The 21,248-nt window shown below is 55.5% G+C and carries 24 protein-coding genes; 12 read left to right on the top strand and 12 right to left on the bottom strand.

Features of this window, described 5'->3' with window-relative positions:
- Nucleotides 1–7: 7 nt before the first annotated feature.
- The 3 genes from VHE34_RS25790 to VHE34_RS25780 all read right to left on the bottom strand — a co-directional run bounded on the left by VHE34_RS25790 (nucleotide 8) and on the right by VHE34_RS25780 (nucleotide 3,520).
- Nucleotides 8–592 (bottom strand): Crp/Fnr family transcriptional regulator, encoded by a 585-nt coding sequence (locus VHE34_RS25790; protein WP_325593357.1) that lies wholly within the window; start codon nucleotides 590–592, stop codon nucleotides 8–10.
- A 97-nt stretch (nucleotides 593–689) separates the two neighbouring features.
- Entirely contained in the window at nucleotides 690–1,769 is a 1,080-nt protein-coding gene (locus VHE34_RS25785; protein ID WP_325593355.1) for a cation diffusion facilitator family transporter, read from the bottom strand.
- A complete protein-coding gene (locus VHE34_RS25780) occupies nucleotides 1,727–3,520 on the bottom strand; it encodes an LptF/LptG family permease (RefSeq protein ID WP_325593353.1) in 1,794 nt (597 codons plus the stop codon). The genes VHE34_RS25785 and VHE34_RS25780 overlap by 43 nt, the downstream gene beginning before the upstream one ends.
- Before the next feature lie 20 nt (nucleotides 3,521–3,540).
- Between VHE34_RS25780 and VHE34_RS25775 the strand changes: the two genes are divergently transcribed.
- The gene (locus VHE34_RS25775; RefSeq protein ID WP_325593351.1) at nucleotides 3,541–4,110 is read left to right on the top strand and encodes a hypothetical protein; all 570 of its coding nucleotides are present in this window, start codon (nucleotides 3,541–3,543) and stop codon (nucleotides 4,108–4,110) included.
- 41 nt (nucleotides 4,111–4,151) lie between these two features.
- On the opposite strand, the gene VHE34_RS25770 is transcribed toward VHE34_RS25775, so the two are convergent.
- Nucleotides 4,152–4,532, bottom strand: a complete 381-nt coding sequence (locus VHE34_RS25770; RefSeq protein WP_325593349.1) for an START-like domain-containing protein — start codon at nucleotides 4,530–4,532, stop codon at nucleotides 4,152–4,154.
- Nucleotides 4,533–4,894: 362 nt separating this feature from the next.
- Between VHE34_RS25770 and VHE34_RS25765 the strand changes: the two genes are divergently transcribed.
- From VHE34_RS25765 to VHE34_RS25740, 6 genes are all read left to right on the top strand, one after another.
- A complete protein-coding gene (locus VHE34_RS25765; protein WP_333783483.1) occupies nucleotides 4,895–5,770 on the top strand; it encodes an RNA polymerase sigma factor RpoD/SigA in 876 nt (291 codons plus the stop codon).
- Nucleotides 5,771–5,869: 99 nt separating this feature from the next.
- On the top strand, nucleotides 5,870–7,192 hold the full coding sequence (gene ffh, locus VHE34_RS25760) for a signal recognition particle protein (protein WP_325593347.1): 1,323 nt from the start codon (nucleotides 5,870–5,872) through the stop codon (nucleotides 7,190–7,192).
- Nucleotides 7,193–7,457: 265 nt separating this feature from the next.
- The gene (gene rpsP, locus VHE34_RS25755) at nucleotides 7,458–7,976 is read left to right on the top strand and encodes a 30S ribosomal protein S16 (protein WP_349255693.1); all 519 of its coding nucleotides are present in this window, start codon (nucleotides 7,458–7,460) and stop codon (nucleotides 7,974–7,976) included.
- A 71-nt stretch (nucleotides 7,977–8,047) separates the two neighbouring features.
- The gene (rimM, locus tag VHE34_RS25750) at nucleotides 8,048–8,566 is read left to right on the top strand and encodes a ribosome maturation factor RimM (protein WP_325593345.1); all 519 of its coding nucleotides are present in this window, start codon (nucleotides 8,048–8,050) and stop codon (nucleotides 8,564–8,566) included.
- 133 nt (nucleotides 8,567–8,699) lie between these two features.
- Complete coding sequence (locus tag VHE34_RS25745; RefSeq protein ID WP_325593342.1) at nucleotides 8,700–9,284, top strand: hypothetical protein; 585 nt, start codon at nucleotides 8,700–8,702, stop codon at nucleotides 9,282–9,284.
- Nucleotides 9,285–9,296: 12 nt separating this feature from the next.
- Nucleotides 9,297–9,986, top strand: a complete 690-nt coding sequence (locus VHE34_RS25740; RefSeq protein ID WP_325593340.1) for a DUF4412 domain-containing protein — start codon at nucleotides 9,297–9,299, stop codon at nucleotides 9,984–9,986.
- A gap of 78 nt (nucleotides 9,987–10,064) precedes the next feature.
- Here VHE34_RS25740 and VHE34_RS25735 read toward each other — a convergent pair whose 3' ends face one another.
- The 3 genes from VHE34_RS25735 to VHE34_RS25725 are packed head-to-tail and all read right to left on the bottom strand — an operon-like array spanning nucleotide 10,065 to nucleotide 13,305.
- Nucleotides 10,065–11,627, bottom strand: a complete 1,563-nt coding sequence (locus VHE34_RS25735; protein WP_325593338.1) for a hypothetical protein — start codon at nucleotides 11,625–11,627, stop codon at nucleotides 10,065–10,067.
- Between the two features lie 30 nt (nucleotides 11,628–11,657).
- Nucleotides 11,658–12,935 carry a M56 family metallopeptidase gene (locus VHE34_RS25730; protein WP_325593336.1) on the bottom strand — a complete coding sequence of 426 codons (1,278 nt, stop codon included), beginning with the start codon at nucleotides 12,933–12,935 and terminating at the stop codon, nucleotides 11,658–11,660.
- A gap of 1 nt (nucleotide 12,936) precedes the next feature.
- Complete coding sequence (locus VHE34_RS25725) at nucleotides 12,937–13,305, bottom strand: BlaI/MecI/CopY family transcriptional regulator (RefSeq protein WP_325593335.1); 369 nt, start codon at nucleotides 13,303–13,305, stop codon at nucleotides 12,937–12,939.
- 148 nt (nucleotides 13,306–13,453) lie between these two features.
- On the opposite strand from VHE34_RS25725, the gene VHE34_RS25720 reads away from it, so the two are divergent.
- Nucleotides 13,454–14,815: a hypothetical protein gene (locus VHE34_RS25720; protein WP_325593333.1), complete on the top strand. Its 1,362-nt coding sequence runs from the start codon at nucleotides 13,454–13,456 to the stop codon at nucleotides 14,813–14,815.
- Between the two features lie 76 nt (nucleotides 14,816–14,891).
- Here the strand turns inward: VHE34_RS25720 and VHE34_RS25715 are convergent, their stop codons facing one another.
- The 3 genes from VHE34_RS25715 to add form a co-directional block, all read right to left on the bottom strand.
- Nucleotides 14,892–15,137 (bottom strand): hypothetical protein, encoded by a 246-nt coding sequence (locus VHE34_RS25715; RefSeq protein WP_325593331.1) that lies wholly within the window; start codon nucleotides 15,135–15,137, stop codon nucleotides 14,892–14,894.
- Between the two features lie 81 nt (nucleotides 15,138–15,218).
- Entirely contained in the window at nucleotides 15,219–15,992 is a 774-nt protein-coding gene (locus tag VHE34_RS25710) for a hypothetical protein (protein ID WP_325593329.1), read from the bottom strand.
- 59 nt (nucleotides 15,993–16,051) lie between these two features.
- Nucleotides 16,052–17,140 carry an adenosine deaminase gene (gene add / locus VHE34_RS25705; RefSeq protein ID WP_325593328.1) on the bottom strand — a complete coding sequence of 363 codons (1,089 nt, stop codon included), beginning with the start codon at nucleotides 17,138–17,140 and terminating at the stop codon, nucleotides 16,052–16,054.
- A gap of 59 nt (nucleotides 17,141–17,199) precedes the next feature.
- Between add and VHE34_RS25700 the strand changes: the two genes are divergently transcribed.
- The gene (locus VHE34_RS25700; RefSeq protein WP_325593326.1) at nucleotides 17,200–17,760 is read left to right on the top strand and encodes a Crp/Fnr family transcriptional regulator; all 561 of its coding nucleotides are present in this window, start codon (nucleotides 17,200–17,202) and stop codon (nucleotides 17,758–17,760) included.
- Here VHE34_RS25700 and VHE34_RS25695 read toward each other — a convergent pair.
- Nucleotides 17,757–18,197 (bottom strand): transcriptional regulator, encoded by a 441-nt coding sequence (locus tag VHE34_RS25695; protein WP_325593324.1) that lies wholly within the window; start codon nucleotides 18,195–18,197, stop codon nucleotides 17,757–17,759. The genes VHE34_RS25700 and VHE34_RS25695 overlap by 4 nt on opposite strands.
- A gap of 1 nt (nucleotide 18,198) precedes the next feature.
- Complete coding sequence (locus tag VHE34_RS25690; RefSeq protein WP_325593322.1) at nucleotides 18,199–18,531, bottom strand: type II toxin-antitoxin system HigB family toxin; 333 nt, start codon at nucleotides 18,529–18,531, stop codon at nucleotides 18,199–18,201.
- Between the two features lie 92 nt (nucleotides 18,532–18,623).
- On the opposite strand from VHE34_RS25690, the gene dinB reads away from it, so the two are divergent.
- From dinB to VHE34_RS25675, 3 genes are all read left to right on the top strand, one after another.
- On the top strand, nucleotides 18,624–19,850 hold the full coding sequence (gene dinB, locus VHE34_RS25685; protein WP_325593320.1) for a DNA polymerase IV: 1,227 nt from the start codon (nucleotides 18,624–18,626) through the stop codon (nucleotides 19,848–19,850).
- Nucleotides 19,851–19,857: 7 nt separating this feature from the next.
- A complete protein-coding gene (locus tag VHE34_RS25680; protein ID WP_325593318.1) occupies nucleotides 19,858–20,355 on the top strand; it encodes a GNAT family N-acetyltransferase in 498 nt (165 codons plus the stop codon).
- Between the two features lie 227 nt (nucleotides 20,356–20,582).
- A complete protein-coding gene (locus VHE34_RS25675) occupies nucleotides 20,583–21,218 on the top strand; it encodes a peroxiredoxin (protein WP_325593316.1) in 636 nt (211 codons plus the stop codon).
- The last annotated feature ends 30 nt before the right edge of the window (nucleotides 21,219–21,248 follow it).

Below are 21,248 nucleotides of genomic sequence, written 5' to 3'. Positions count from 1 at the left end.
CGGCGTGTCAGCTCTCCCGGCGATACATCAGGCTCCGCATCTTACTCAGGAATTCGGGCGACACGCCGATATAGCGGGCGATCTGGATCTGGGTGACGCGGCGGGCGATATCGGGGTAATGATCGAGGAAGGCGTTGTAGCGTTGTTCGGCGGTGTGGGCCAGCAGGGCATGCCAGCGGTTTTGGAGGGTGATGAGGGAGCTTTGGAGATGGAGACGGAAGAAGCGTTCGAAGCGGGGAATCCGGTTGAGGAGCTCGGTCTTGGCGGGATGGTCGAGGACGAACAGCTCGCAGTCTTCGAGCGTCTCGATGAACATCGTGGAGGGCGACTGTTGGCTGAAGCTTTGGAGATCGCTGACCCAGCCGCCTTCGACGGCGAAGTGGAGGTTGATCTCCGCGCCGGCGTCATCACAGTAGAAAACCCGGATACATCCTTTTACGATAAAGGCTTCGAAATTGCAGACCTCGCCTTCCTGCAGCAGCCAGGTGCGTTTGCGGGCTTTCCGGAATTTGAGCAGCGAATGGAAAACAAGCCGTTCTTCCGGCGTGAGGGTGATGCACGCGGCGACTGCATTATCGATGGACTGGTACATACGCATCCGTTTGTAGGTAAGGAATTGGGTAAACGCTACAAAGCTATTGGATGCTACCGGCAAGGAGTTATCTAATTCGGGGATTTTATAGTACTCTTTATCTTCCCTTTTTCATTTTCTCCCAATTCGCCTGGATGTTATCGCGGTCGTAGTCGCCGGGGAATTCGAGGGCGAGCTGATCTTTGCCGGTGCGGGGACTTCCGTGGCGTTTGTTGGCCACGACGTTGCCGAGGGTCCATTCGATGCGCTCTTCGAAGTCGTGTTTGCGGACGGGGCATTCTTCCCTGGTGCAGATATGACAGGCGAAATCGGTGCAGGCGTCGGTGTGGACAAAGAATTCCATGGCTTCGCCGAAACGGGACTTGATGAGCCCGGTGAGGGCCTCCACCTCTTTGTGCGCTTCGAGGACGTTAAGGTACCAGGGCACGGTGAGGTGACAGTCGACGTGGAGGAGACCACCGTACTTGATGACGCGAAGGTTGTGCAGATCGATCCAATTCTTCCGGCGGTGTTGGTTGACATAGGTGATCATCTCCTGCAGCAGTTGCATGTCGGCTTCGTCCATGATGCCGGCGACGCTTTTGCGGAGGATATGGTAGCCGGTGTAGAGGATGATGCCGGCGAAGATGATGGATACGACCCCATCGAGCCAGGGGAGGCGGGTGAATCTTATGAGGATGAGGCCGACGATGATCCCGACGGTGGACCAGGTGTCGGACTGGAGATGCCTGCCGCCGGCCTGCAGGGCCATGGAATTGTTGCGGCGGCCTTTCGAGACGCAGACGGCGCCGACGATGAAATTGACGACGGCCGTGGCCGCAACGAGATAGATGCCCTGGTCGAGCTTCTGGAGGGGATGGGGATGGATGAGGGTGATGATGGCTTCGTAGATGATGATCAGGCCGGCCATGACCACCAGCGCGCCTTCGACTGCGGCGGAGAGGAATTCCGCTTTGCCGTGACCGTAAGGGTGATCCTCGTCCCGGGGCTTTGCCGCGACGTGCAGGCTATACAGGCCGATGAAGCCTGCGATGACATTGACCGTACTTTCGAGGGCGTCGGTGAGGACGGCCACGCTTTGGGTGAGGTAATACGCGATCAGTTTCAGAAAGAAAAGCCCGGTACCGATGATGGCTACCCAACGTTGGATGGAGATATTTTCTTTCGCTTTGTCCATTTGCCGATTAAGGTGAACAAAGGTCTGATTTTCTTCGTCAACCGGAAATAAAATTCCTTGTTGAACAGCTGGGAGTCGTTGAGGGCTTTGTATACCAGGAAGAGGCCGATCGGGGTCAATACGTAGGTCGGCATCCACATCCCGGCGAGTGGGGTCATAACGGCCTGGCTTACGAATTTGCGGCCGAAGTTATTCAACAGGAAGAAGATGACGAAGAAGATAACGGCGAACACGAGGGGCATGCCGATGCCGCCCTTTCGGATGATGGAGCCGAGCGGCGCGCCGATAAGGAACATGACCATACAGGCGACGGCCATCGTGAACTTCTCGTGCCAGGCCTCCTCGTGATGGAGGAGGGTTTTCTGTTCGGCGGCATAGAGCGTCACGGGTTGCACGAGGGCGACCTTTGCCGAACTGATGGCATTGATGGCCTTATCCATAACGGTGAGGCGGACGCTGTCGGGGAGGAGGTCGCTGAAGCGCGGGTCCGGGGCGGTCCTGGGGACGCGGCTGGCCTGGCCGGGGGCCTGGCCGGGCGGGGTGTTGGTGTTCAGGGGTGCGGGGGCGCTTGCGGTGTTTGCGGGGGTGCTGCCTGTCGCGTTTGAGGAGGCTCCGCCGCTGGGGTTGCTCCTGTCGCGTTCTTTTTGGAGCGCTTCCTGAGCGAGGCGTTGCGAATCCTGCTTTTTACGGATCGAGTCCTGCGCCCGGTCGGTGGAATCCTGGCGACGGAGCGCGACAGCCCACTCCCGGCGCAGCGTGTCACGCACCCTGTCGATGGGCAACAGATAATGGGAGTAGACGGGTTTCTTATCGATGGCGTCCCAGCCCGTAGTGTCGAGATAGGCTGGGAATTTCATGCCCATGTTGACGCCTTGCGAGGCCTGACGGGCATAGCGGTTCTCGACCCCTTTGATGCTGTCGATGATCTTTGCCAGCTGAATGACGCTCTTCATCTGGTAATTATCCTTGAAGGTGCTGTCGTCGGTCTTGTTCATCCGGAAGGAACTAAGGTCAAGCACTTTTTTGTAGGTCTTGAACGACATGCGGATCAGTTCGGACCCGGTTGTGCTTCCGCGTTCCATCTTTTCCTGGTAGCGGGATCCGGAGCGGAGGGTGAAGATGAGGGATTGTTTGTCGGGGCTGACGACCATCGTGCCCGAGTCGGCGACGATCATATTGTCCTGCTGGCCGTTGTTGTTCTGTTCGTAGATGACGACGTTGCGGATGGTGGAGTCGTCGCGTTCCTTTTTGCCGATCTTTATAACGAAGCCTTCGATCTTGTCATAGAATACCCCTTCTTTTATGGCGAATGCGGGTTTGGATACGATGATATCGTATTTGAGGGTATTCATCTTGAGGTTGGCATAGGGAAGGATATTGTTGTTGAAGTAGAAGGCGATGCAGGTGATGACGAAGGAGACGACGAAGAGGGGACGGAGGAACCGGAGCAGGGAGATGCCGGCGGATTTGATCGCGACCAGCTCGTAGGTTTCGCCGAGATTGCCCAGGGTCATGATCGAAGAGAGCAGGACGGCCAGGGGGAGGGCGAGGGGGACGGTGGTGGCGGCGACGTACATCAGCATGCGGAGGACGGTGAAGGTATCGAGGCCTTTGCCGACGAAGTCATCGATATACAGCCACATGAACTGGAGGACCAGCACGAAGAGGGTGACGAAGAAGGTCGCGAGGAAGGGGCCGATGAAGGCCTTGATGATCAGGATATCTAACTTTTTGAACAGGCGGCTGAGCACGAGTGACTTATCTTTATGGTATGAGCTACGCGAAGGTACATCTTTCCCCAGAGGAAATGCGGCTGGTGACCGATCCGGGGGTCATTTTAACGAAGAATTCGGTGATGGCCAAGGTGATAGAAATGTTTGGGGGCCTGAGCGGGGAATATCAAAAGATATGGAAAGAAGAGGGGGTTGAGCCCAAGATCAGCCGGGGGGAGAATTACCGGGGCTTGCCCTGGGTGATGCTCGATTACCCGCGGTATTTTGGGAAGGAGGAGGTGTTTGCCATCCGGACCCTGTTCTGGTGGGGGCATGCCTTTAGTGTGACCCTGCATTTGAAGGGGGGATACCGGGATCGGTTCCTGCCGATGGTGCAGGGACGGTGGGCGGAGCTGGCGGCCGCGGGGTTTCATATGGGGGTATCGGATGACGAGTGGCGGCACGAGCATGTGCCGGAAAATTACAGAGAGGTAAGCGGAGGGGTGGACCTGGTGCGGGACGATGTGGATTTCTTAAAGCTTTCTTCGGCGGTTGGGCTTCACCGTTGGGAGGACGCGCCTGCGGAATTGTTGAGCATGTTCAAAACCCTCATAGGCGTGTTGTTTTAGCTGTTTACCGTGCGCGATTCGCAAATAGACGTGCAAAGACGTTAGTTGCCGAGCCGGTGAAAGAGATCCTTCACCTGGTAGCTCCAGAGCTGGCTTTGGTCCTTTACTTCACCCTTGCCCGCAAAGTCCTTGATCACGAGAATGGTCTGGTTGGTCACTTCGGACTTTTCGATGCGGAACTCGAAGAACTCCTCGACGGGAGCGTCCATCCAGTGGAAACGGATGAACTTTTCGAATTCGCTTTCGGTTACTTCCGCTTTGTCGGTCGTACCATTCCAGGAAAAGCTGAACACATTATCCCGTTCGTCTACTTTATCTGCAAACCACTCCTGCAAACCTGCCGGGGTGCTTAAAAATTCGTATAAGATCGAGGGTGAACATCTGACCGGATACTCCAGTGTAAATTGTTGTTTCTTCGTCATCTATTGCATTTGAATCTTTGATATCGATCAAGCGCAATGATAGAAAAAAAATCCATCCATCAAAATTTTATTTCAGGTAAAAATCACTATGGCAAATGGGTAGTTTTTAATCAAATTTTAACCATCCGGTATTGATTGTCAATGTTTTGTTAAAAAAATTGGTGATGGCGCCCAAAAATGGTAAATTGGTAGACATATCTACACCGGAATCAGTTGACGACTTTTTGATACAAGAAAAGGACTTTTTATTCGTTTTTACTAATACTAATACATTAAGACATTTTTTGATGCTAAAACCTCCCTTTTGGGGGGCCTGTTGAAAGTAGCCTTAAAACCTAAAAACCCTTTAAAGACCTCTGCCTATGAGCATGCGTCAACTGAAGATCACGAAGAGTATAACGAATCGTGAATCTCAGAGTTTGGAGAAGTACCTGCAGGAGATCGGGAAAGTAGAACTGATCAGTCCCGAGGAAGAAGTTAAACTCGCGATCCGTATCAAGCAGGGAGATCAAAAAGCTCTTGATAAACTGACAAAGGCCAATTTGCGCTTTGTCGTATCCGTAGCCAAGCAGTACCAAAACCAGGGGCTGTCGCTGCCCGATCTGATCAATGAGGGCAACCTGGGGCTGATCAAGGCCGCCCAGCGGTTTGACGAAACGCGGGGTTTCAAATTCATTTCTTATGCCGTCTGGTGGATCCGTCAGAGTATATTGCAGGCATTGGCCGAGCAGTCGCGGATCGTTCGTCTTCCCCTCAATAAGGTCGGTCTTACGAATCGCATACAGAAAGCCTATTCGCAGCTGGAGCAGGAGTTCGAGCGGGAGCCTTCCGCCGAAGAGCTGGCGGAAATTCTCGAGTTGGATATCGAAGAGGTGTCTTCGACGCTCGGGATCGCTGCCCGGCACGTGAGCATGGATACGCCGCTGTCGGAGGGGGAGGACAATACGCTCATCGACGTGCTGGAGAATCCGAATGCGGAGCGGGCCGAGACGAATATCGAGCATAAGGAATCGCTGAAGCAGGAGATAGACCGTAGCCTGAAGACGTTGACGGAGCGCCAGAAAGAGGTGATTTGCTTCTTCTTTGGGATCGGGGTGGATCACCCGATGAGTTTGGAGGATATTGGGGAGAAGTTCAACCTCACCCGGGAGCGGGTCCGGCAGATAAAAGATAAGGCGATCACCAAGCTGCGGAGCAATAGCAGGAGTAAGATGTTGCGCAGCTATTTGGGAATTTAAATGCTTAAAATTTGACTAGACGGATACATTAAATTTACTTAATTTTGTCCCCCCGAGAGTGAATGTAACGTGCTTACATTCACTCTCTTCATTTCCAATATGTTCGAGAGTTTATCCGAGAGGCTGGAATCGGCCTTTAAACAGATAAAGGGCGAAGGCCGGATCACCGAATTGAATATCGCCTCGACGGTGAAAGATATCCGGCGGGCGTTGATCGATGCGGACGTCAATTTCAAGATCGCCAAGGAATTTACCGATACCATCAAGGAGAAGGCGACGGGCCAGAAGGTGCTGACGGCGGTAAGCCCGGGGCAGCAGATGGTGAAGATCGTCAAGGACGAGCTGGTGGAGCTGATGGGCGGCAGCGAGAGCGAGCTGAACGTCAAGGGTAGCCCGGCGGTGATCCTGGTGGCGGGTTTGCAGGGTAGTGGTAAGACCACGTTCTCGGGCAAGCTGGCCAACTATCTGAAGGGCCGGAAGGGGTTGTCGCCGCTGTTGGTGGCGGATGATATCTATCGCCCGGCGGCTATCGAGCAGCTGAAGGTGCTGGGTTCGCAGATCGGCGTGGATGTCTATAGTGAGCCGGAGAACAAAGACGCGGTTGCGATCGCGCAAAACGCGATAAAGGAGGCCCGAAGCAAGAACAAGAATGTGGTGATCATCGATACCGCGGGCCGCCTGGCCATCGACGAGGCGATGATGAACGAGGTGGCGGCCATCAAGGGGGCCGTGAATCCGGGGGAGATCTTGTTTGTCGTGGACTCCATGACGGGCCAGGACGCGGTGAATACTGCCAAGGCCTTTAACGATCGCCTTGACTTTACGGGGGTTGTGCTGACGAAGCTGGATGGCGACACCCGCGGCGGGGCTGCCCTGTCGATAAAATATACGGTCCATAAGCCGATCAAGTTCATCAGCAGCGGGGAGAAGATGGACACGCTGGATGTGTTCTATCCGGAGCGAATGGCGCAGCGGATCCTGGGCATGGGTGACATCACGACGCTGGTGGAGAAGGCGCAGGCGCAGTTCGATGAGGCGGAGGCGAAAAAGCTGGAGAAGAAGATCAGGAAAAATCAGTTTGATTTCGAGGACTTCATGCAACAGCTGCAGCAGATCAAGAAGATGGGGAATTTGAAGGACCTGATGGGGATGATCCCGGGCGTTGGGAAGGCTATCAAAGACATAGATATCAGTGACGATGCATTCAAGGGCATCGAGGCCATTATCCAGTCGATGACGCCTTTTGAGCGGAATAATCCGGATGTCATCGACCAGAGCCGGCGGAAGCGGTTGGCGCGCGGGGCGGGGAAGGATATTACGGAGGTGAACGCGTTTTTGAAACAGTTTGAGCAGATGAAGCAGATGATGAAAATGATGAATAAAATGCCCGTTGGGGCATTTGGGCCGAAGGCCAGACGGTGAGATGTTCACCGGAAGAGCGCGACTTTTCGCAGAATCGCGTGATGACGGTGAATCACCGAATGCCCGCGGGGATGGGAAGGAAGATGGGCCTCCGGCCGTTTTTGTTCAATTTTTTGACCGATTCGGTGGGAAAAATGCAAAAATTTGGGGTTAACGTTAAAGTTGGCTGCCGCTGGTAAAAAATTCCCTGCAACATTCGCTCTTTAAATCGTTAAGTATTATTTTTGAAATCTGATACGGGAGGCCTATTTTTGCACTCCCAATTTTGAATGTAACCTTATTATTTCACGCATTTAAATTTCTATTTAAAATGCCAGTTAAAATCAGACTGCAACGCCACGGGTCTAAGAAACGTCCGTTTTACTTCATCGTAGTAGCCGATGCCCGTGCACCCAGAGATGGGAAGTTCATCCAAAAGATCGGTACGTACAATCCTTTGACAGTTCCTGCTTCGGTTCAGCTCGATCGCCAGAAGGCGCTTGATTGGCTGCACAAGGGTGCTCAGCCGACGGATACGGTACGCCGCATCCTTTCTTACAAAGGTGTTCTCTACCTGAAGCACCTCCTGCGTGGGGTAAAGCTCGGGTTATTCGATGATGCCGCTGCGATGGAGAAATTCCAGAAGTGGCATGGCGAGCACGAAGCTCAAATGAAGAAGCGCCAGGAAGAAAATCGGAAGGCGCGTCCGGGTCGTAGAGGTCCTGGCGGTGCTCCCGTCAGAAGGGTTGAGCGGCCGGAACGGAAGCCTGAAGGTGGTGCACCTGCGGCTTCTGCCGAAGCGTAGATTTCGCCGATGGCTCAAAAAATCAAATTCGACAGGAGGTTTGCGCCTCCTGTTTTTTATTATGGCTCATTATGGCTGAAAATTATCGCAATATTGGTAAGCTGGTGGCCGTGCATGGATTGCAGGGTGAGCTGGTGTTGCTGCACCGGTTGGGGCGCAAGACGAGTTTGAAGGGTTTGAAGGCGATCTTCCTCGAGGAGCGGAAGGATGAGCTATTGCCCTGGTTTATCCAGGAGACGCGCGTGAAGAGTGACGAGGAGATTTTTGTGAAGCTCGAGGGGCTCGATACGAAGGAGGCGGCGCGGCGGGTGGTGCAGAAGGAGGTGTGGCTGACCGAGCGGGACTTCGGGCATTTTGCGGGGAAGTCGGCGCCTATTTCCATGGTGGGGTTCCGGTTGTTCGACGCGGGGCGGGACCTGGGGGAGATCCTCGAGGTCATCGAGCAGCCGCACCAGGTGTTGTGCCGGATCGATTGGGAGGGGAAGGAGGCGCTGATCCCGGTTCATGAGCAGACGTTGCGGAAGGTGGATGCGCGGAAGCGTGAGGTGCATGTGGAGTTGCCGGATGGGTTGCTGGAGATCTATCGATGATTCGCTGCCGCGGGGTGGGGTGTCTTTCGAAGTGCCTTGGACGAAATGATTGATTTGTCCTATTTTTAGTCTATTATGGGCAGAGTTATACCTCTTACCACCCTTTTAAGTTTCTTGTTGCTCTTTTCCGGTTTTGGCGCCATGGCGCAGAACGCGGACGATGCGGATGCCGGCGATGCCTCCGCGGGGGGTGAAGCCGGACACGGCCCGGTTTTTTTTCGGCACGCCTTCCCACAAGGTTGTGAGCCGGTATGCGCGACTCGAATTTGTCGACGGGCGGGCGGATACCGCGACGATCGGCATGATCACCACCAGCACCAGATATGATATCCAGGTTGTTCCCGGCTGGCCACTTGGCGAACAGTTCGGGAGTCTTTTTTCGGCAATGACGGACAGTGTCGCCGGGGACCATTCGCTGGGGCGGGCCCTGTCGACGTTGCCCGGCGATCATGCGCTGCCCCCGGCGTTTACCTTTCCTATCGTTCCTTTGCCCTGCAGGAGCCGGACTATCCCCGGCTATTATGTTGCCGCTGGTCCAGGTTTTTGGCCTGACGGCGAAGAAGAAATTCTTATTGAAGTTGGATTATTGGGACGGAAATTTTGTTCCTGTAAAGCCGATCTGAGGCGCCTGCCGGGGCGGCGGGCGCCGGATATACAATGCGGGCAACCGGTTATGGATTTGGTCTTGCGGGTGGTTGGCGAATGGATAGATTGGTGAAAAGTTATAACCATGAAAATCATCCTTGCCGCTCTTGTAAGTCTGTTTGCCTGCCGGGCGGCTCAAGCGCAGTTTTCGGGAAAGCTCACCTACCGGATCGTCAACCCGACGAGCACCCTAACGATGGTGTATTACCAGAACGGAAATAACGCGCGGGTCGATGCGCGGAGCGTGTCCAACACCGATACGACCCAGGTGGTCAATGTACAGGACACCCTGCTGTTCGATCTGGCAGCCCACAAGACGACGCATTTGCAGTACAAGACGGGGATGGCCTATATTATGCCGAATACGGGGGCGATGGCTCAACAGGTGGCGGCGGCGACGAATTCGACGGTGACGGTCCAGACCATCGGGGCCGAGACCGTGAATGGCTATGCCTGCACGCATTATCAAATGCTGGGAAAGACGGGGAGCTATGTGAGCAAGCGGGAGATCTGGGTCACGGCCAGCCTGGGGACGCCGGGGATCCAGGTAGCTGGAGGATATCTGTATTGGACACCGGAATTTGTACAGGAAACAAAATTGTTGGCGGCCGGTGGTGCCGGGGTCGTGGTGAAGAGTCTGGTCAACATGCCCGGTCTGATGACGACGATGGACCTTATTGCGGTGGATACGAATCCGCCGAACGGGAGTTTGTTTGCGGTGCCCAGCCGGTATACATTGGTGGACAGGAGCCAGATGACGATCCCGGCGCATTGAGTGGGGGGTGCCCGGGGGTCGCGGTGCGGTTGAACGGAGCGTCGCAAGGATTTTGACGGGAGTAGTGCTGCCGGTTCCCTACCCTATAAACGCATCTCCTTCCTTTACATCGGCGAAGTCGCCGGTCCTGTTATCCGGCATCGCCGTGCCGAGGGGGCCTTCGAGGCGGAACACCTGCTTGCTGACGAGGCGCTGCAGGCGGATGTCGACGAGGATCGTGCCGTTGGGCTTGACCATCTTTTCGAAGAATTCGGGTTGGGCGACGATCTCGAGGGGGCTATAGCGGACGAAGCCCTCGTCGGGGCGGGGATTGACCTGCAGCCCGAGCCTGGTGATGCCGGGGGCGGCATCGCGGACCTGTTTTTCGCCGTTGATCACGGGCGCGGCGCCTTTCAGAATATCATAATTGACGAAATAGGTGACGGTCTCCTTGTGGCGGCTGTTCTGCTGCCGGTCGGAGAAGAAGCCTTCGGGGAGATGGTTGGGACTGTTGTCGCCGGCGGTGAAGAGGAGATCATAATCGGTGATCGGGTTGCCTTCGGTATCGCTGACGCGGAAGATGACCATGCAATAGCGATCGTGGATGAAGTACCGTTTGTTGAGCGTGATGAGGCGGTCGGTGACTTGTTCGAGGCGTTCGGTTTGCTGGTTGGCGTTGGTTTGTTCGGCGAAGGTGGTGATCACCTGCTCGTAATTGGCGTCGGTGGTGACTTGCAGGCAGGCGAGGATGGCGGTGATAAGCTCCTGGCCGGCGTCACTGCTCATGATGCCCTTGTCGTTGCCGGAATGGGATTTGCCCTTGACGATGAGAAACGGGGTGGCGGGTGCGGTGTGATATTCGATCGTGGGCTCGCTGCTTTGCTGCGTGCCTTGCTGCGTGTCCTGTTGCGTGCCCTGCTGTGCGCCCTGCTGTGTGCGCTGCTGTGCGCCTTGCTGTGTGCCCTGTTGCATGCCCTGCTGTGTTATGATGACCTTGCTTGCGTTGAGGTTGGCCGCGGCGGAACGGACGACGCCGTCGGAGCCGATCTCGCCGGTATAGCTGTTGAGATTGTCATACAGCTTGCGATCGATGGATTGGCCGATGATGACGAAAGGGTAGAAGCCATTGGCGCCGGCGGGACTTTTTGCGTTAACGATCCAATCGGTGTTGAGGTCCCATGCTTCCTGGCTGCCGAGCTCGAGCCAGTCCAGTACGCCCTGACCGGGCTGTACGCCATCCATCCAGGATTTGAGCCGGCTGAGGGTCCCCTTGCCCAACCGCGCCAGCGCGGAGCCGAAGTTGGCGGGCGCGAGCATGATGCAATGACTCATCGGGCATGGCTTGGCGTTGTCTTTCCAATACCGGAACCACCAGTCGCGGATCACGGGACCGCCTGTGGAGTGGGTGATGCAGGCAAACCGTTCGCCTTGGGCGATCAGCGGGGCGAGCTGGTCGTCGACCGCAGCCTGGAAGGCGCGGGAGATGTCGGCGAGCTTCACTTCGTCGTGGAAGCTGATGTACCGGCCCAGCCAGATCTCATGGATATTGGCGGCTTCGCCGGTGTTTGCGGCGAGCGCGGTGCGGAGAGTTACGGGTAACTGGCCATAGGTGTTCAGGTTGGTGACGCTCCAGCCGTGGACGAAGACGAGGTTGATGGGCATGGTATGGGCTTTGCCCACTAAAGATAATATTTAGTTTCCGATGCGCGCGGAGCCGTGGAGCTCGATCTCGCCCCTGCCGGGCCCTTTGCGGAGGAGACCACTGAGGTTCTGCATGGTGGTGCGATCCTTTTCGTCAATGTTTCCGGGGAGGCCGCGCGTGAGCGTGGGATTGCCGTTGCGGCTGCGGAGCCAGTAGAAGACGACGGGCTCGCTCAGGGGCTGGCCGTTGGAATCCATCGCCAGATCTTCAAGGGTTTGACCGTTTTGACTAACGGTTATGTGGAAGCCGGAGATCTGGTGATCGGTAGTGAAGCCGAGATGGCTAAAGGAAAGGGTGATGCCGTCCGTGGCCAGCTCGGTGGTTGCCTGGCGCAGGACGCTTTCGGGGGTGTTGGATCGGATGACGAGGTAGATGTCGCTGCGATCGGGCTTTGACGGAGCCTGGGCCTTGCCGGTGGCCAGGAAGAGGGTCAGAACGGCGAGGACGGGCGCGAAGAGCAGGTACTTCCAGCGATTAGTGCGGCGGGTGTTGTTGTTGATCATGGCGATACGTTTTTGAAGATGGGATCGATTGAAATAATTGGCCATCCGGGTGAAGGAGGGACCGATGGTCATTTGCAATAACTGGTATTGATATTCTTTTGGTTCGATGCCTGCCTGTAGCATCTGCTGGTCGGCGAGGTATTCCAGGTTGAGCTTTGTTTGCCGGTTGAGCAGCCAGGCGAAGGGGTTGAACCAGAATAGCACCGTATATAACTCCATGAAAAGGATGTCGAGGGTATGGTGTTGCCGGATATGCGCCTGTTCGTGGAGGAGGATGTTGGTTTGCTGGGTTTGGGTGTAATCCTTTTCGTGGAGAAAGATATACCGGAAGAAGGAGAAGGGTGGGGAGGGTTGGTCCAGCCGGACGAGGGTGTATTCGGCTGAGTGATGGGTCGGGCTTTTGCGGATGAGTTGCCGCAGGGCGAGGAGGGGAGCGATGAGCCGGATGAGGAAGATCGCCGTGCCGAAGCCGTATACGCCGGCGATGACCACCGGGCCGAGGTTGCGTTTTTGGGAGTCCGGTTGGGTAATGGCTGTGGATAGGGAGGGGGAGGGGCTGTATTTGACGAAACCGTCGGCCCTGAAATGGGGTGGGGGCATGAGATCGGGCGCCAGGCTGGCGAGCATCGGGAGCGCCAGGGAGGCCGCGGCGATGCCGATAAGCACCAGGCGGTTAAATCGGTGAAGGCCGGAGCGCCGGAAGGCGAGCCAATAGAGGCTGTATAATATGGCCAGCGTGAGGCTGGCCTGGATCGCGTACATCATGTCATTTCTTTTTTTCAATCATTTTGATGATCTCTCTTAATTCATCGGGACTGATCTCTTCTTCCTGGGCGAAGAAGGCGACGGCGTTTTTTATCGAGTTGCCGAAGAGGCCTTTGAGCAGGGGTTTTATGACTTTTTTCTGGTATTCCTGCTGGCTGACGGCGGGGGCGTATCGATAGGTGGTGCCGAAGTCTTCATAGCGGAGAAAGCCTTTGTCGCTGAGGCGGCGGAGCATGGTGGCCACGGTGTTGATATGGGGTTTTGGGTTGGGCAGGGCTTCGCGGATGTCTTTTGCGAAGGCTTTTTGCAGGCGCCAGACGATGGTCATGAGGGCTTCCTCTTTTGGGGAGAGACGTTTCATGTCTTTCATGCATTGAAGATATAACTATTCTTGTAATTATGCAACTACATTTGTAGTTAATTTTTTGTCCGTGGCGGCAAGGGCCGGGCGACAGGCCGCCTGTGCCGTTTGGGTTGGGGTTTCGGGTTATGGGGCATAAGATGTATCTTGGAAGCTTATGAGATCGTTACTTCTATTATGCGCCCTGACCCTTGCCGTATCCGTCTCTGCCCAGGAAAAATTTATTGAAGAGCCCGTCGGTTGGCGGGGAAACGCCCTCGAACTACAGGTTATTTCCGACGCCGCCAGGCAGCAGGATTGTTTGCTCCTCTTCGATGGCGACAGCATCCGCGCCTTCATACTCGACAACCAGAAGGCGATCGTCCGGCGGTTTTATTTCACGCGTCTTCGGGGCGAGGAGTTCCTCGGCGGGTTCATAAAAGAGGGTCGGGTTCACGCGTATTTCGAGTCTGCCGGCGCCGCCGAAATACACGAGGTGGAATTGATCGTTGCCGATGGCGTCGCCAATGACTTCAAATGGCCTTTCCGCCCGCACTCCGAACGGGCGGTAGCGCAGCTGAATGGTGGAGATCATTTCCTTTCTGTTGCGATCAATAAGAAGACCGACCAAATCGTTATATACGACTTTCGTGGGTACAAGCCAGCGGACACCCTGCATTATACCTTCGAAGCGGGACTATTCAACTCGCTGACGGCCCATGGGTTTTTCAACCGCGAGCTCCATATTGCCGTCGGGAATCCCGACCATTGGCTGGAAATGGGCTGGGCTTCCGCCCCGAGCAAGCTCTACGCGCGAGGCGATACCCTGTACCTGCTGATGAACAAATGGCAAAAAGGGGTAACGGCGGTGTTTGGTTTCGGCATGCGTACGAAAAAAGTGGTCTTCAGGACAATCACGCATAACAATGCGGCGACCTTGAGCATGCCGCATCCGCGCTATGAAGATAATTCTATGTTACTCGACAACAGGCTCTATTTTGTTTCGGCCGACGAGCTCAGGCTCTATGTACAGATCAGGGACTTTGCCAGTGGGGCGCTGCTGAAGGAGTTCTCCGTGCGGGGAGACGAAGACCTATCCCTGAGGAATACACCCGTCGTCGTGGAAGGTCCCCATCATTATTACGATCACCCACGGGCGTTGGGAACAACCCATGATCTCCTGTACGAGATGACGGATGGCAGTGCAATGGTGTTGCCCGCCCCGGAGGACGACGGGCTAATGGGGCTTACCATCGGGTCCTGGAAAGAGGAAACGGTAAGCAGGCCGGGGGTACCTAATTATACGGAGATCCATTCGACACGGTTCAAAATGCTTGTGGACCCCGCTACCCTGGAGCACGTACCGGGGAAGGCCGCCGACGATATCCGGGACCGGATCGGGGAATATGGCAAATCAATAAAGATCCCGCCGCAAGCCGGCCGGCTTTTCGCCAACAACGGGAGATGGGTGTATGCATTTTATAACCGGGACACGCATTCCCTCGAATTCGCGATGTTCCCCGGATCTTCGGGCCGATAATGCTCCGGAAGCTATTCCGCGCGCAGCGCTTTTGCCGGATCGGTCATGGCGGCTTTCAGACTCTGGAAGCTCACGGTCACCAGCGCGATAACATATGTGGACAGACCCGCGAACAGGAAGATGGTGAACTGGAAGACGATGCATTGTTATAGATGCGGTTGGCGTTGGTGTTCCAGCGATCGTAGCTGAGCTCATCGAGGACATAGAGGGCAATGAGCAGGAAACAACCCAGGCCGATGGCGAGCCCAAAGAGGTTGATGCCCGGGAAGAGCTTGCTTCTCGTCAGGTTCCGCCAGGCGGTGAGAAGATAGTTTTTGAGCATGGGAGTTGGTTTTTTGGATAGCAACGGCCGATGCCGGTGGTGAGCCGGTTCCGGGATAGGACGAAGGGGAAACCAACCTTGTTACAGCGGCCGGGATCTATTTCGGCGCCGGAGCAGGAGGAAGGTGGCGGCGAGGAGCGCAACCCCTATTGCGATGAAGAACCCGTTGCGGCGAAGGTTTGAGGGGGGCGAAGGATCGAAGCCCCATTGCCGGATGGGAATACGGTTCAACCTGGCGGTGTCGAGGGTGAGAACGGAGACGTGGACATGGGCCATCTTGGCGGGAAGGATGAGGCGTTTTTGTTGCGTTTGGATCTCGTTGACATGTCTTACGGCGAAATCGACGAGGCTCAGGAGATGGTCGTAGAAATTCTTTGTCGAATCGAATTCACCTTGAAAATACATCTTCAGCCCCTCTTTGCCTTGCAGATGGGGACGGACTTCAGGCCAATCGCCGGCGTAGAGGTCGGCTACCCTGTGGTAGGGGGAGTCGGTCAGACCGTACATATCTTTTTGCCACTGCTGTACGGGTTGATCGAAACTGAGGCTGTCCTTGTTGGCGAAGCTGTCGTAGCCGATGGTGACCAAATCGATACGATGTCTGCCGATATGCCTTGTGGCGATTTCTATGGGTGGCAATACCAGGAACAGGTTTAGCCGGGGTGGTTTGGCGATGTGATCCAGCATGAAGTCCACGAGATGGTCGAGCATTCTTTGCTGGGTTAGCGTATCGCCATAGTCACCCAGCCAGGAGATGGTGATGCCGCCTTTGCTGCTGACATATGGTTTGCTGATATTGCTCCGTGCCGCGACGGATGTGACGAGCAGGACCAGGATGGGCATCAGCTTTTTCATGGAAACGGGGCCATTTTCCATAAAGATGGGAATTCGCCGAATTTCCATAACCAGTGGCCTTAACGGCTCGTGGAGGACTTTTTGGGGAGCCTCTCATTGCCATAGGCTTGAATGAGGACGGCCCGCAGGCGGGCCTTGATGGCATCGCTGGTAAAGGCGTGGTCGAGGGCTTCGAGGTTGCAGGTGAGGAAGTCCTTTTTTGTCCAGTGGAACTGGGTGGCGAGTTGTGCGTATTCGCGGTCGAGTGTGGTGTTGGAGATGGTCCGACCGTCGGTATTGATACTTACGGAAAGTCCTTGATGGTACAACCGGTCGACCGGGTGGTCGGCGAGGGTGGGGTAGATGTTGGTTTGGAGATTGCTTGTGGGGCAGACCTCGAGATGGATATGGTGTTGACGGAGGTACTGGAGGAGCGAGCTGTCTTCCGCGCTGCGGACGCCGTGGCCGATACGGGACGGATGAAAGTTGGCGAGCGTTTCGCGGACGCTTTCGGCGCCCTTTGCTTCGCCGGCGTGAGCGGTGCAGGGTATGCCATGATCATGGGCGTATTGAAAGGCGGCGATGTGATGGGTGATGGGGTAGCCGGCTTCGTCGGCGGCGATGTCGAAGCCGACGACGTGTCTGTTGCCACGATGAAATTCTTCGGCGAGTTTTACGGTTTCGATGCTTTGTTCCTCTGAGTAATGCCGCAGGGTGCAGAGGATGAGGCCGGCCTGGATGCCTGTTTTTTGTATCCCCTCGGCTACGGCGCTGTCGACGATGGCGACGACCTGTTTCGGGCTGAGGCCTTTTTTGCAGTGTTGCAGGGGCGCGAAACGCATTTCGGCGTAGATAACGTGGTCGCGTCGTAACTGGGTGAAGAGATCGAGGGTGGCCAGGCGTAATTGTTGTGGCGTTTGCATGAGGTCGATCTCCCGGTCGGCGCGGCGGATATAGTCGGCGAGGTTGGTACAGCGGGCGGGGGCGATGAATTGTTGATCATAGATTTCGGGGGTGATGGTTGGGTCGAGCCGGTGTACGACGGCGTAACTGAGGGAACAGTCGATATGGAGGTGGAGTTCGATCTTGGGGAGGTTGGGGATGGCCAGGGGTTGGGCGTTGATGGCGCACGCGAGGCTGAGGAGGATGAAGATGATTATAGATCGCATGGCCAAAGATATTGCAGCGGTGATTTTTATTTGGGACATTTGTCCGGAGGACCAACATTATGATCAGGAAAAGTCCGGTACTATTAAGGATCGTGCAGGAGCTGGAGGCCGCGGGTCAAGGCATCCGGCTGCGGCATTTTCAAAAGGGCCATTGGGTGATCGAACAGGGGGAAGTCCTGGCGAATGTCTATGTCATCAAGAGTGGGATCGTGAAATGCACCTATGCGGAAGACGTTGATAAAGAATATATCCTCGAATTTTTGGGGGAAGGGGAGACGCTTGGGGAGCTCGAGGCCATTTGCGCCATGCCGGCCCTGTCGGGGGTGCGGGCGATGAGCGAGCTGTCATTATTTGCGCTGGATAAAGGGAGTTTTTTGGACTTGTTGGGAAAGCATGCGGCGCTGAATGCGGCCATTCTGGAATTGATGGCCCTGCGGCTGGCCAGTACCGCGGCGCGATCGGCGAGACAGCAGCTGAATACCTTGGAACATAACCTGGAGCAACTGATGGGGGTGCTGGAACGCGAGAAGCTGCCTTGCAGTAAGCAGGAGCTGGCGGAGTATCTGGGGATTACGCTGAGGAGTTTGAACCGGCTTTTGAAGAAGCGGGGTGGGATTTAGGCTGAAGTGGTTTTCCTCCTGGGCTTCCGCGCCCGCGGGGCATGGGACTGTGGTTTGTCGATCTTTTTGAGGGGGTAGGGGCGGTTAAAGGCTTCCTGGGAGAGCTTGAAGCGGCTGGCAAGGATGCGGATGGCATCTTTAGAGAGTCCCTTCTTGTAATGAAGAATCTCGGAGACATAACCTTTGCTGACGCCCAGGATGGCGACGAGGTCGCTGGATTTTAGCTTGTGGTCCTTCATGAGGGCGAGAAGGAGTTGGATCGGATCGAGGTCGCTGAAGGTATTGTGGTCCGCGTCCCATTTTTCAATGAGAAGGGTCAGGAGGCTTATCTCATCTTTTACCTTGGTATCGCCGGAGAATACAAGTTCTTCGAGCTTATTGCAGTACTCGTTGTATTGGGTTTTGTTGGCGATGACTTTGTATTTCAGTTCTGACATTTTAAAATTGATTTACGGTGTATTGCATTACGGCGTTACACAGCGAGGTGTATTCTGCGTGTGTGCCGATCCAGCATATAAACAAGTGAACCCTTTTTTCGCCGAATGCGTATTTAGCGATCATCCTATACGAATTGCCTGCGATGTCGAAGACCACACGGTTACAGCTTTTTCCCAACAGGTCCGCCGCTGGAAAGGTAGCCTGGATGTCTGTGGGTTTCTCCCAATCGGCATATTTGAGCTTTTCGAGAAAATCCTTGAAGGAAGCGCGACTTCCTGAATGCTCAATCACGTAGTCTTCAATGGTTTCTTTGCGGATCAAATGAATTTTCATAGTAAAGGTAGTTAGAATATTTGGAAAGTTCTCTAAAAGAGAACTTAAAATTTTGTTTGCACACAAAGCTAATAATTTTAGTATATTTGACCGTGGGTTCGCAGAGATATATCGCGCATTTTGACCTGGACGCTTTTTTTGTCAGCGTGGAGTGCATCAATGATCCTTCCCTGAAGGGGAAGCCCTTGCTGGTGGGCGGGCACAGCGACCGGGGCGTGGTGGCGGCGTGCAGCTATGAGGCGCGCAAGTTTGGCATTCATAGCGCCATGCCGATGAAGACGGCGTTGCGGCTTTGTCCGCATGCGACGGTGGTGGGGAATGCGCGGGGGGAATACAGTAAATATTCGCGCTGGGTGACGGAGATCATTGCGGCGAAGGCGCCGCTGTTCGAGAAGGCGTCGATCGATGAGTTCTATCTCGATCTGACGGGAATGGACCGGTTCTTTGATGTTTATCGGTGGACGATCGACCTGCGGGAGGAAATTATCAGGGCGACGACCCTTCCCATTTCGTTTGCGCTGGCGTCCAATAAAATGATCTCGAAGATCGCGACGCAGGAGGCGAAGCCCAACGGATATATCCAGGTGCCGGCCGGGATGGAGCAGGAATTCCTGGCGCCGCTGAAGGTGAATAAGATCCCCGGCGTGGGCGACCATACCTACCAGTCCTTGCGGGAAATGGGCATCGAGACCATCCGCGACCTGAGCGAACAGCCGATGGAGTTGCTGGAGAAGCGGTTCGGGAAATACGGGGCCGACCTGTGGGCAAAGTCGAGGGGCATCCATGAAGGCGAGGTGGTGCCGTATCACGAGGCAAAGTCCATCTCGACGGAGAACACCTTTGAAGCCGATAAGACCGATGTCGATTTCCTGATGGCGGAGTTGGTGCGGATGACCGAACGGGTGGGGTATGAATTGCGGCAGGATAATAAGACGGCCGGGTGTGTGGCGGTGAAGATCAGGTATCCGGATTTCGAAACAACCTCGCGGCAGGTGACCATTCCGTATACCTTCTGTGACGACGAGCTGATCGCGAAGGCCAAGGAGCTGTTCCATAAACTTTGGCGGAAGGGGCAACCCATCCGCTTGCTGGGGGTGCGGCTGAGCGAATTGACGGGTGAGGCGATACAGACGAACCTTTTCCAGGATACGAAGAAGAAGACGGAGCTGTATAAGGCTATCGACGAGGTGAAGAACAAGTGGGGGAAAGGGGCGGTGGTGAAGGCGGGCGGACAGCAGGCGGAGCGCGGGGAGCGGGACTCAGGTGAGGGGAAGGCGGTGTCGCGGTTTTTGCGGCGGACGGGGAAGGAGGAGGAATAAGCTGACCATGAATATCACTGCAGCATACACACGCGAACAATTTGAGACGATGGAGGCGTTGGGGCGGCGGATCGTGCCGGATTTCTATGCGCAATATTTGCCGGCCGAGTGCGGGGACTGGCTGGTCGAGACCTCGCATACCGTGGAGGCCTTTGAGGCGCAGGTGGGCGAGGGATACCGGCATTATATGGTGGAAATGGCGGGTGAAGTCGTTGGCTATTTTGCCTTACACGAGGAAGATCGGACGATGGTCCTGACGCAGTTGTATTTATTGAAGGACTGGAGGGGCCGGGGAGTCGGTCAGCGGGTGATGGATTTTATCCACCGCGAGGCAGAGGAGCTGCGGGTTCGGGGGGTGAGGGTGCTGGTATTGCGGAAGAACGAGGGGGCGGTGGGGCTCTACCGAAAGAATGGGTATGCCGTCACGGCGGAGGTGCTGACGCCGATGGGTGGCGACCGGACCGTAGAGGACTATGTCATGATCAAGAGATTTGATAAACAATGAGTTGTGATTGGCTGTGCCCCGGGGACGGGCGGCTTGCGGGTTGTTTCCAGGCTGCGTTGATGCGGGCTTGCAGGATCGGTGCAGGGAACAGGCGCGCTGTGAGGGGCGGCGGGAAAATTTAACATTTAAGTCTACTATTTTGATAGGGAATTAATATCTTTACCGTCCGTTTGGGACACCGGGGTCACCCGATGTCGGCGGATTTTTTCACTCTCTAAACATTTTATATGAGTTTACGTCTCGGCGACAAAGCGCCAAACTTCCAGGCCAAAACGTCTATTGGCGACATCGACTTCTACGAATTTCTGGGTGATTCCTGGGGCATTCTCTTTTCTCACCCTGCCGACTATACGCCTGTGTGTACGACCGAACTGGGCCGGACGGCCAGCCTGAAGGACGAGTTCGCCAAAAGAGGGACGAAGGTGCTGGCGCTGAGCGTCGACCCCGTTGACAAACACCTGGGTTGGATCAAGGATATCAACGAGACGCAAAATTGCAGCGTGGAGTTCCCGATAATCGCGGACGAAGATCGTAAGGTGAGCACGTTGTATGAATTCATCCATCCGAATGCATCGGCGACGGCTACGGTTCGCTCGCTGGTGATCATCGGCCCCGATAAGCTGGTAAAGCTCATTATTACCTATCCGGCTTCGACGGGTCGTAATTTCAACGAGGTGCTTCGCGTGCTCGACTCCCTGCAGCTGACGGCCAACCATAGCGTGGCGACGCCGGCGGACTGGAAGGAAGGTGAGGATGTGATCGTGGTGCCGTCTATCTCGACGGAAGATGCGCAGAAGAAGTTCCCCAAGGGGGTGAAGGTGGTGAAGCCTTACTTGCGCTACACGCCGCAGCCGAACCGCTAGGGGTCCGAGCGAAAGCGAAGGACCCGAACG

It is taken from the genome of Puia sp., assembly GCF_035546395.1.
Taxonomy (GTDB): Bacteria; Bacteroidota; Bacteroidia; order Chitinophagales; family Chitinophagaceae; genus Puia.
This window is presented reverse-complemented; position numbering and strand designations above follow the sequence as displayed.

What these genes read in the sequence shown, in the direction of transcription:
- VHE34_RS25790 (WP_325593357.1), bottom strand. Translation starts at nt 592, where the DNA reads ATGTACCAGTCCATCGATAATGCAGTCGCCGCGTGCATCACCCTCACG.
- VHE34_RS25785 (WP_325593355.1), bottom strand. Translation starts at nt 1,769, where the DNA reads ATGGACAAAGCGAAAGAAAATATCTCCATCCAACGTTGGGTAGCCATC.
- VHE34_RS25775 (WP_325593351.1), top strand. Translation starts at nt 3,541, where the DNA reads ATGAGCTACGCGAAGGTACATCTTTCCCCAGAGGAAATGCGGCTGGTG.
- VHE34_RS25770 (WP_325593349.1), bottom strand. Translation starts at nt 4,532, where the DNA reads ATGACGAAGAAACAACAATTTACACTGGAGTATCCGGTCAGATGTTCA.
- VHE34_RS25765 (WP_333783483.1), top strand. Translation starts at nt 4,895, where the DNA reads ATGAGCATGCGTCAACTGAAGATCACGAAGAGTATAACGAATCGTGAA.
- ffh (WP_325593347.1), top strand. Translation starts at nt 5,870, where the DNA reads ATGTTCGAGAGTTTATCCGAGAGGCTGGAATCGGCCTTTAAACAGATA.
- rimM (WP_325593345.1), top strand. Translation starts at nt 8,048, where the DNA reads ATGGCTGAAAATTATCGCAATATTGGTAAGCTGGTGGCCGTGCATGGA.
- VHE34_RS25740 (WP_325593340.1), top strand. Translation starts at nt 9,297, where the DNA reads ATGAAAATCATCCTTGCCGCTCTTGTAAGTCTGTTTGCCTGCCGGGCG.
- VHE34_RS25735 (WP_325593338.1), bottom strand. Translation starts at nt 11,627, where the DNA reads ATGCCCATCAACCTCGTCTTCGTCCACGGCTGGAGCGTCACCAACCTG.
- VHE34_RS25730 (WP_325593336.1), bottom strand. Translation starts at nt 12,935, where the DNA reads ATGATGTACGCGATCCAGGCCAGCCTCACGCTGGCCATATTATACAGC.
- VHE34_RS25725 (WP_325593335.1), bottom strand. Translation starts at nt 13,305, where the DNA reads ATGAAAGACATGAAACGTCTCTCCCCAAAAGAGGAAGCCCTCATGACC.
- VHE34_RS25720 (WP_325593333.1), top strand. Translation starts at nt 13,454, where the DNA reads ATGAGATCGTTACTTCTATTATGCGCCCTGACCCTTGCCGTATCCGTC.
- VHE34_RS25715 (WP_325593331.1), bottom strand. Translation starts at nt 15,137, where the DNA reads ATGCTCAAAAACTATCTTCTCACCGCCTGGCGGAACCTGACGAGAAGC.
- VHE34_RS25710 (WP_325593329.1), bottom strand. Translation starts at nt 15,992, where the DNA reads ATGAAAAAGCTGATGCCCATCCTGGTCCTGCTCGTCACATCCGTCGCG.
- add (WP_325593328.1), bottom strand. Translation starts at nt 17,140, where the DNA reads ATGCGATCTATAATCATCTTCATCCTCCTCAGCCTCGCGTGCGCCATC.
- VHE34_RS25700 (WP_325593326.1), top strand. Translation starts at nt 17,200, where the DNA reads ATGATCAGGAAAAGTCCGGTACTATTAAGGATCGTGCAGGAGCTGGAG.
- VHE34_RS25695 (WP_325593324.1), bottom strand. Translation starts at nt 18,197, where the DNA reads ATGTCAGAACTGAAATACAAAGTCATCGCCAACAAAACCCAATACAAC.
- VHE34_RS25690 (WP_325593322.1), bottom strand. Translation starts at nt 18,531, where the DNA reads ATGAAAATTCATTTGATCCGCAAAGAAACCATTGAAGACTACGTGATT.
- VHE34_RS25680 (WP_325593318.1), top strand. Translation starts at nt 19,858, where the DNA reads ATGAATATCACTGCAGCATACACACGCGAACAATTTGAGACGATGGAG.
- VHE34_RS25675 (WP_325593316.1), top strand. Translation starts at nt 20,583, where the DNA reads ATGAGTTTACGTCTCGGCGACAAAGCGCCAAACTTCCAGGCCAAAACG.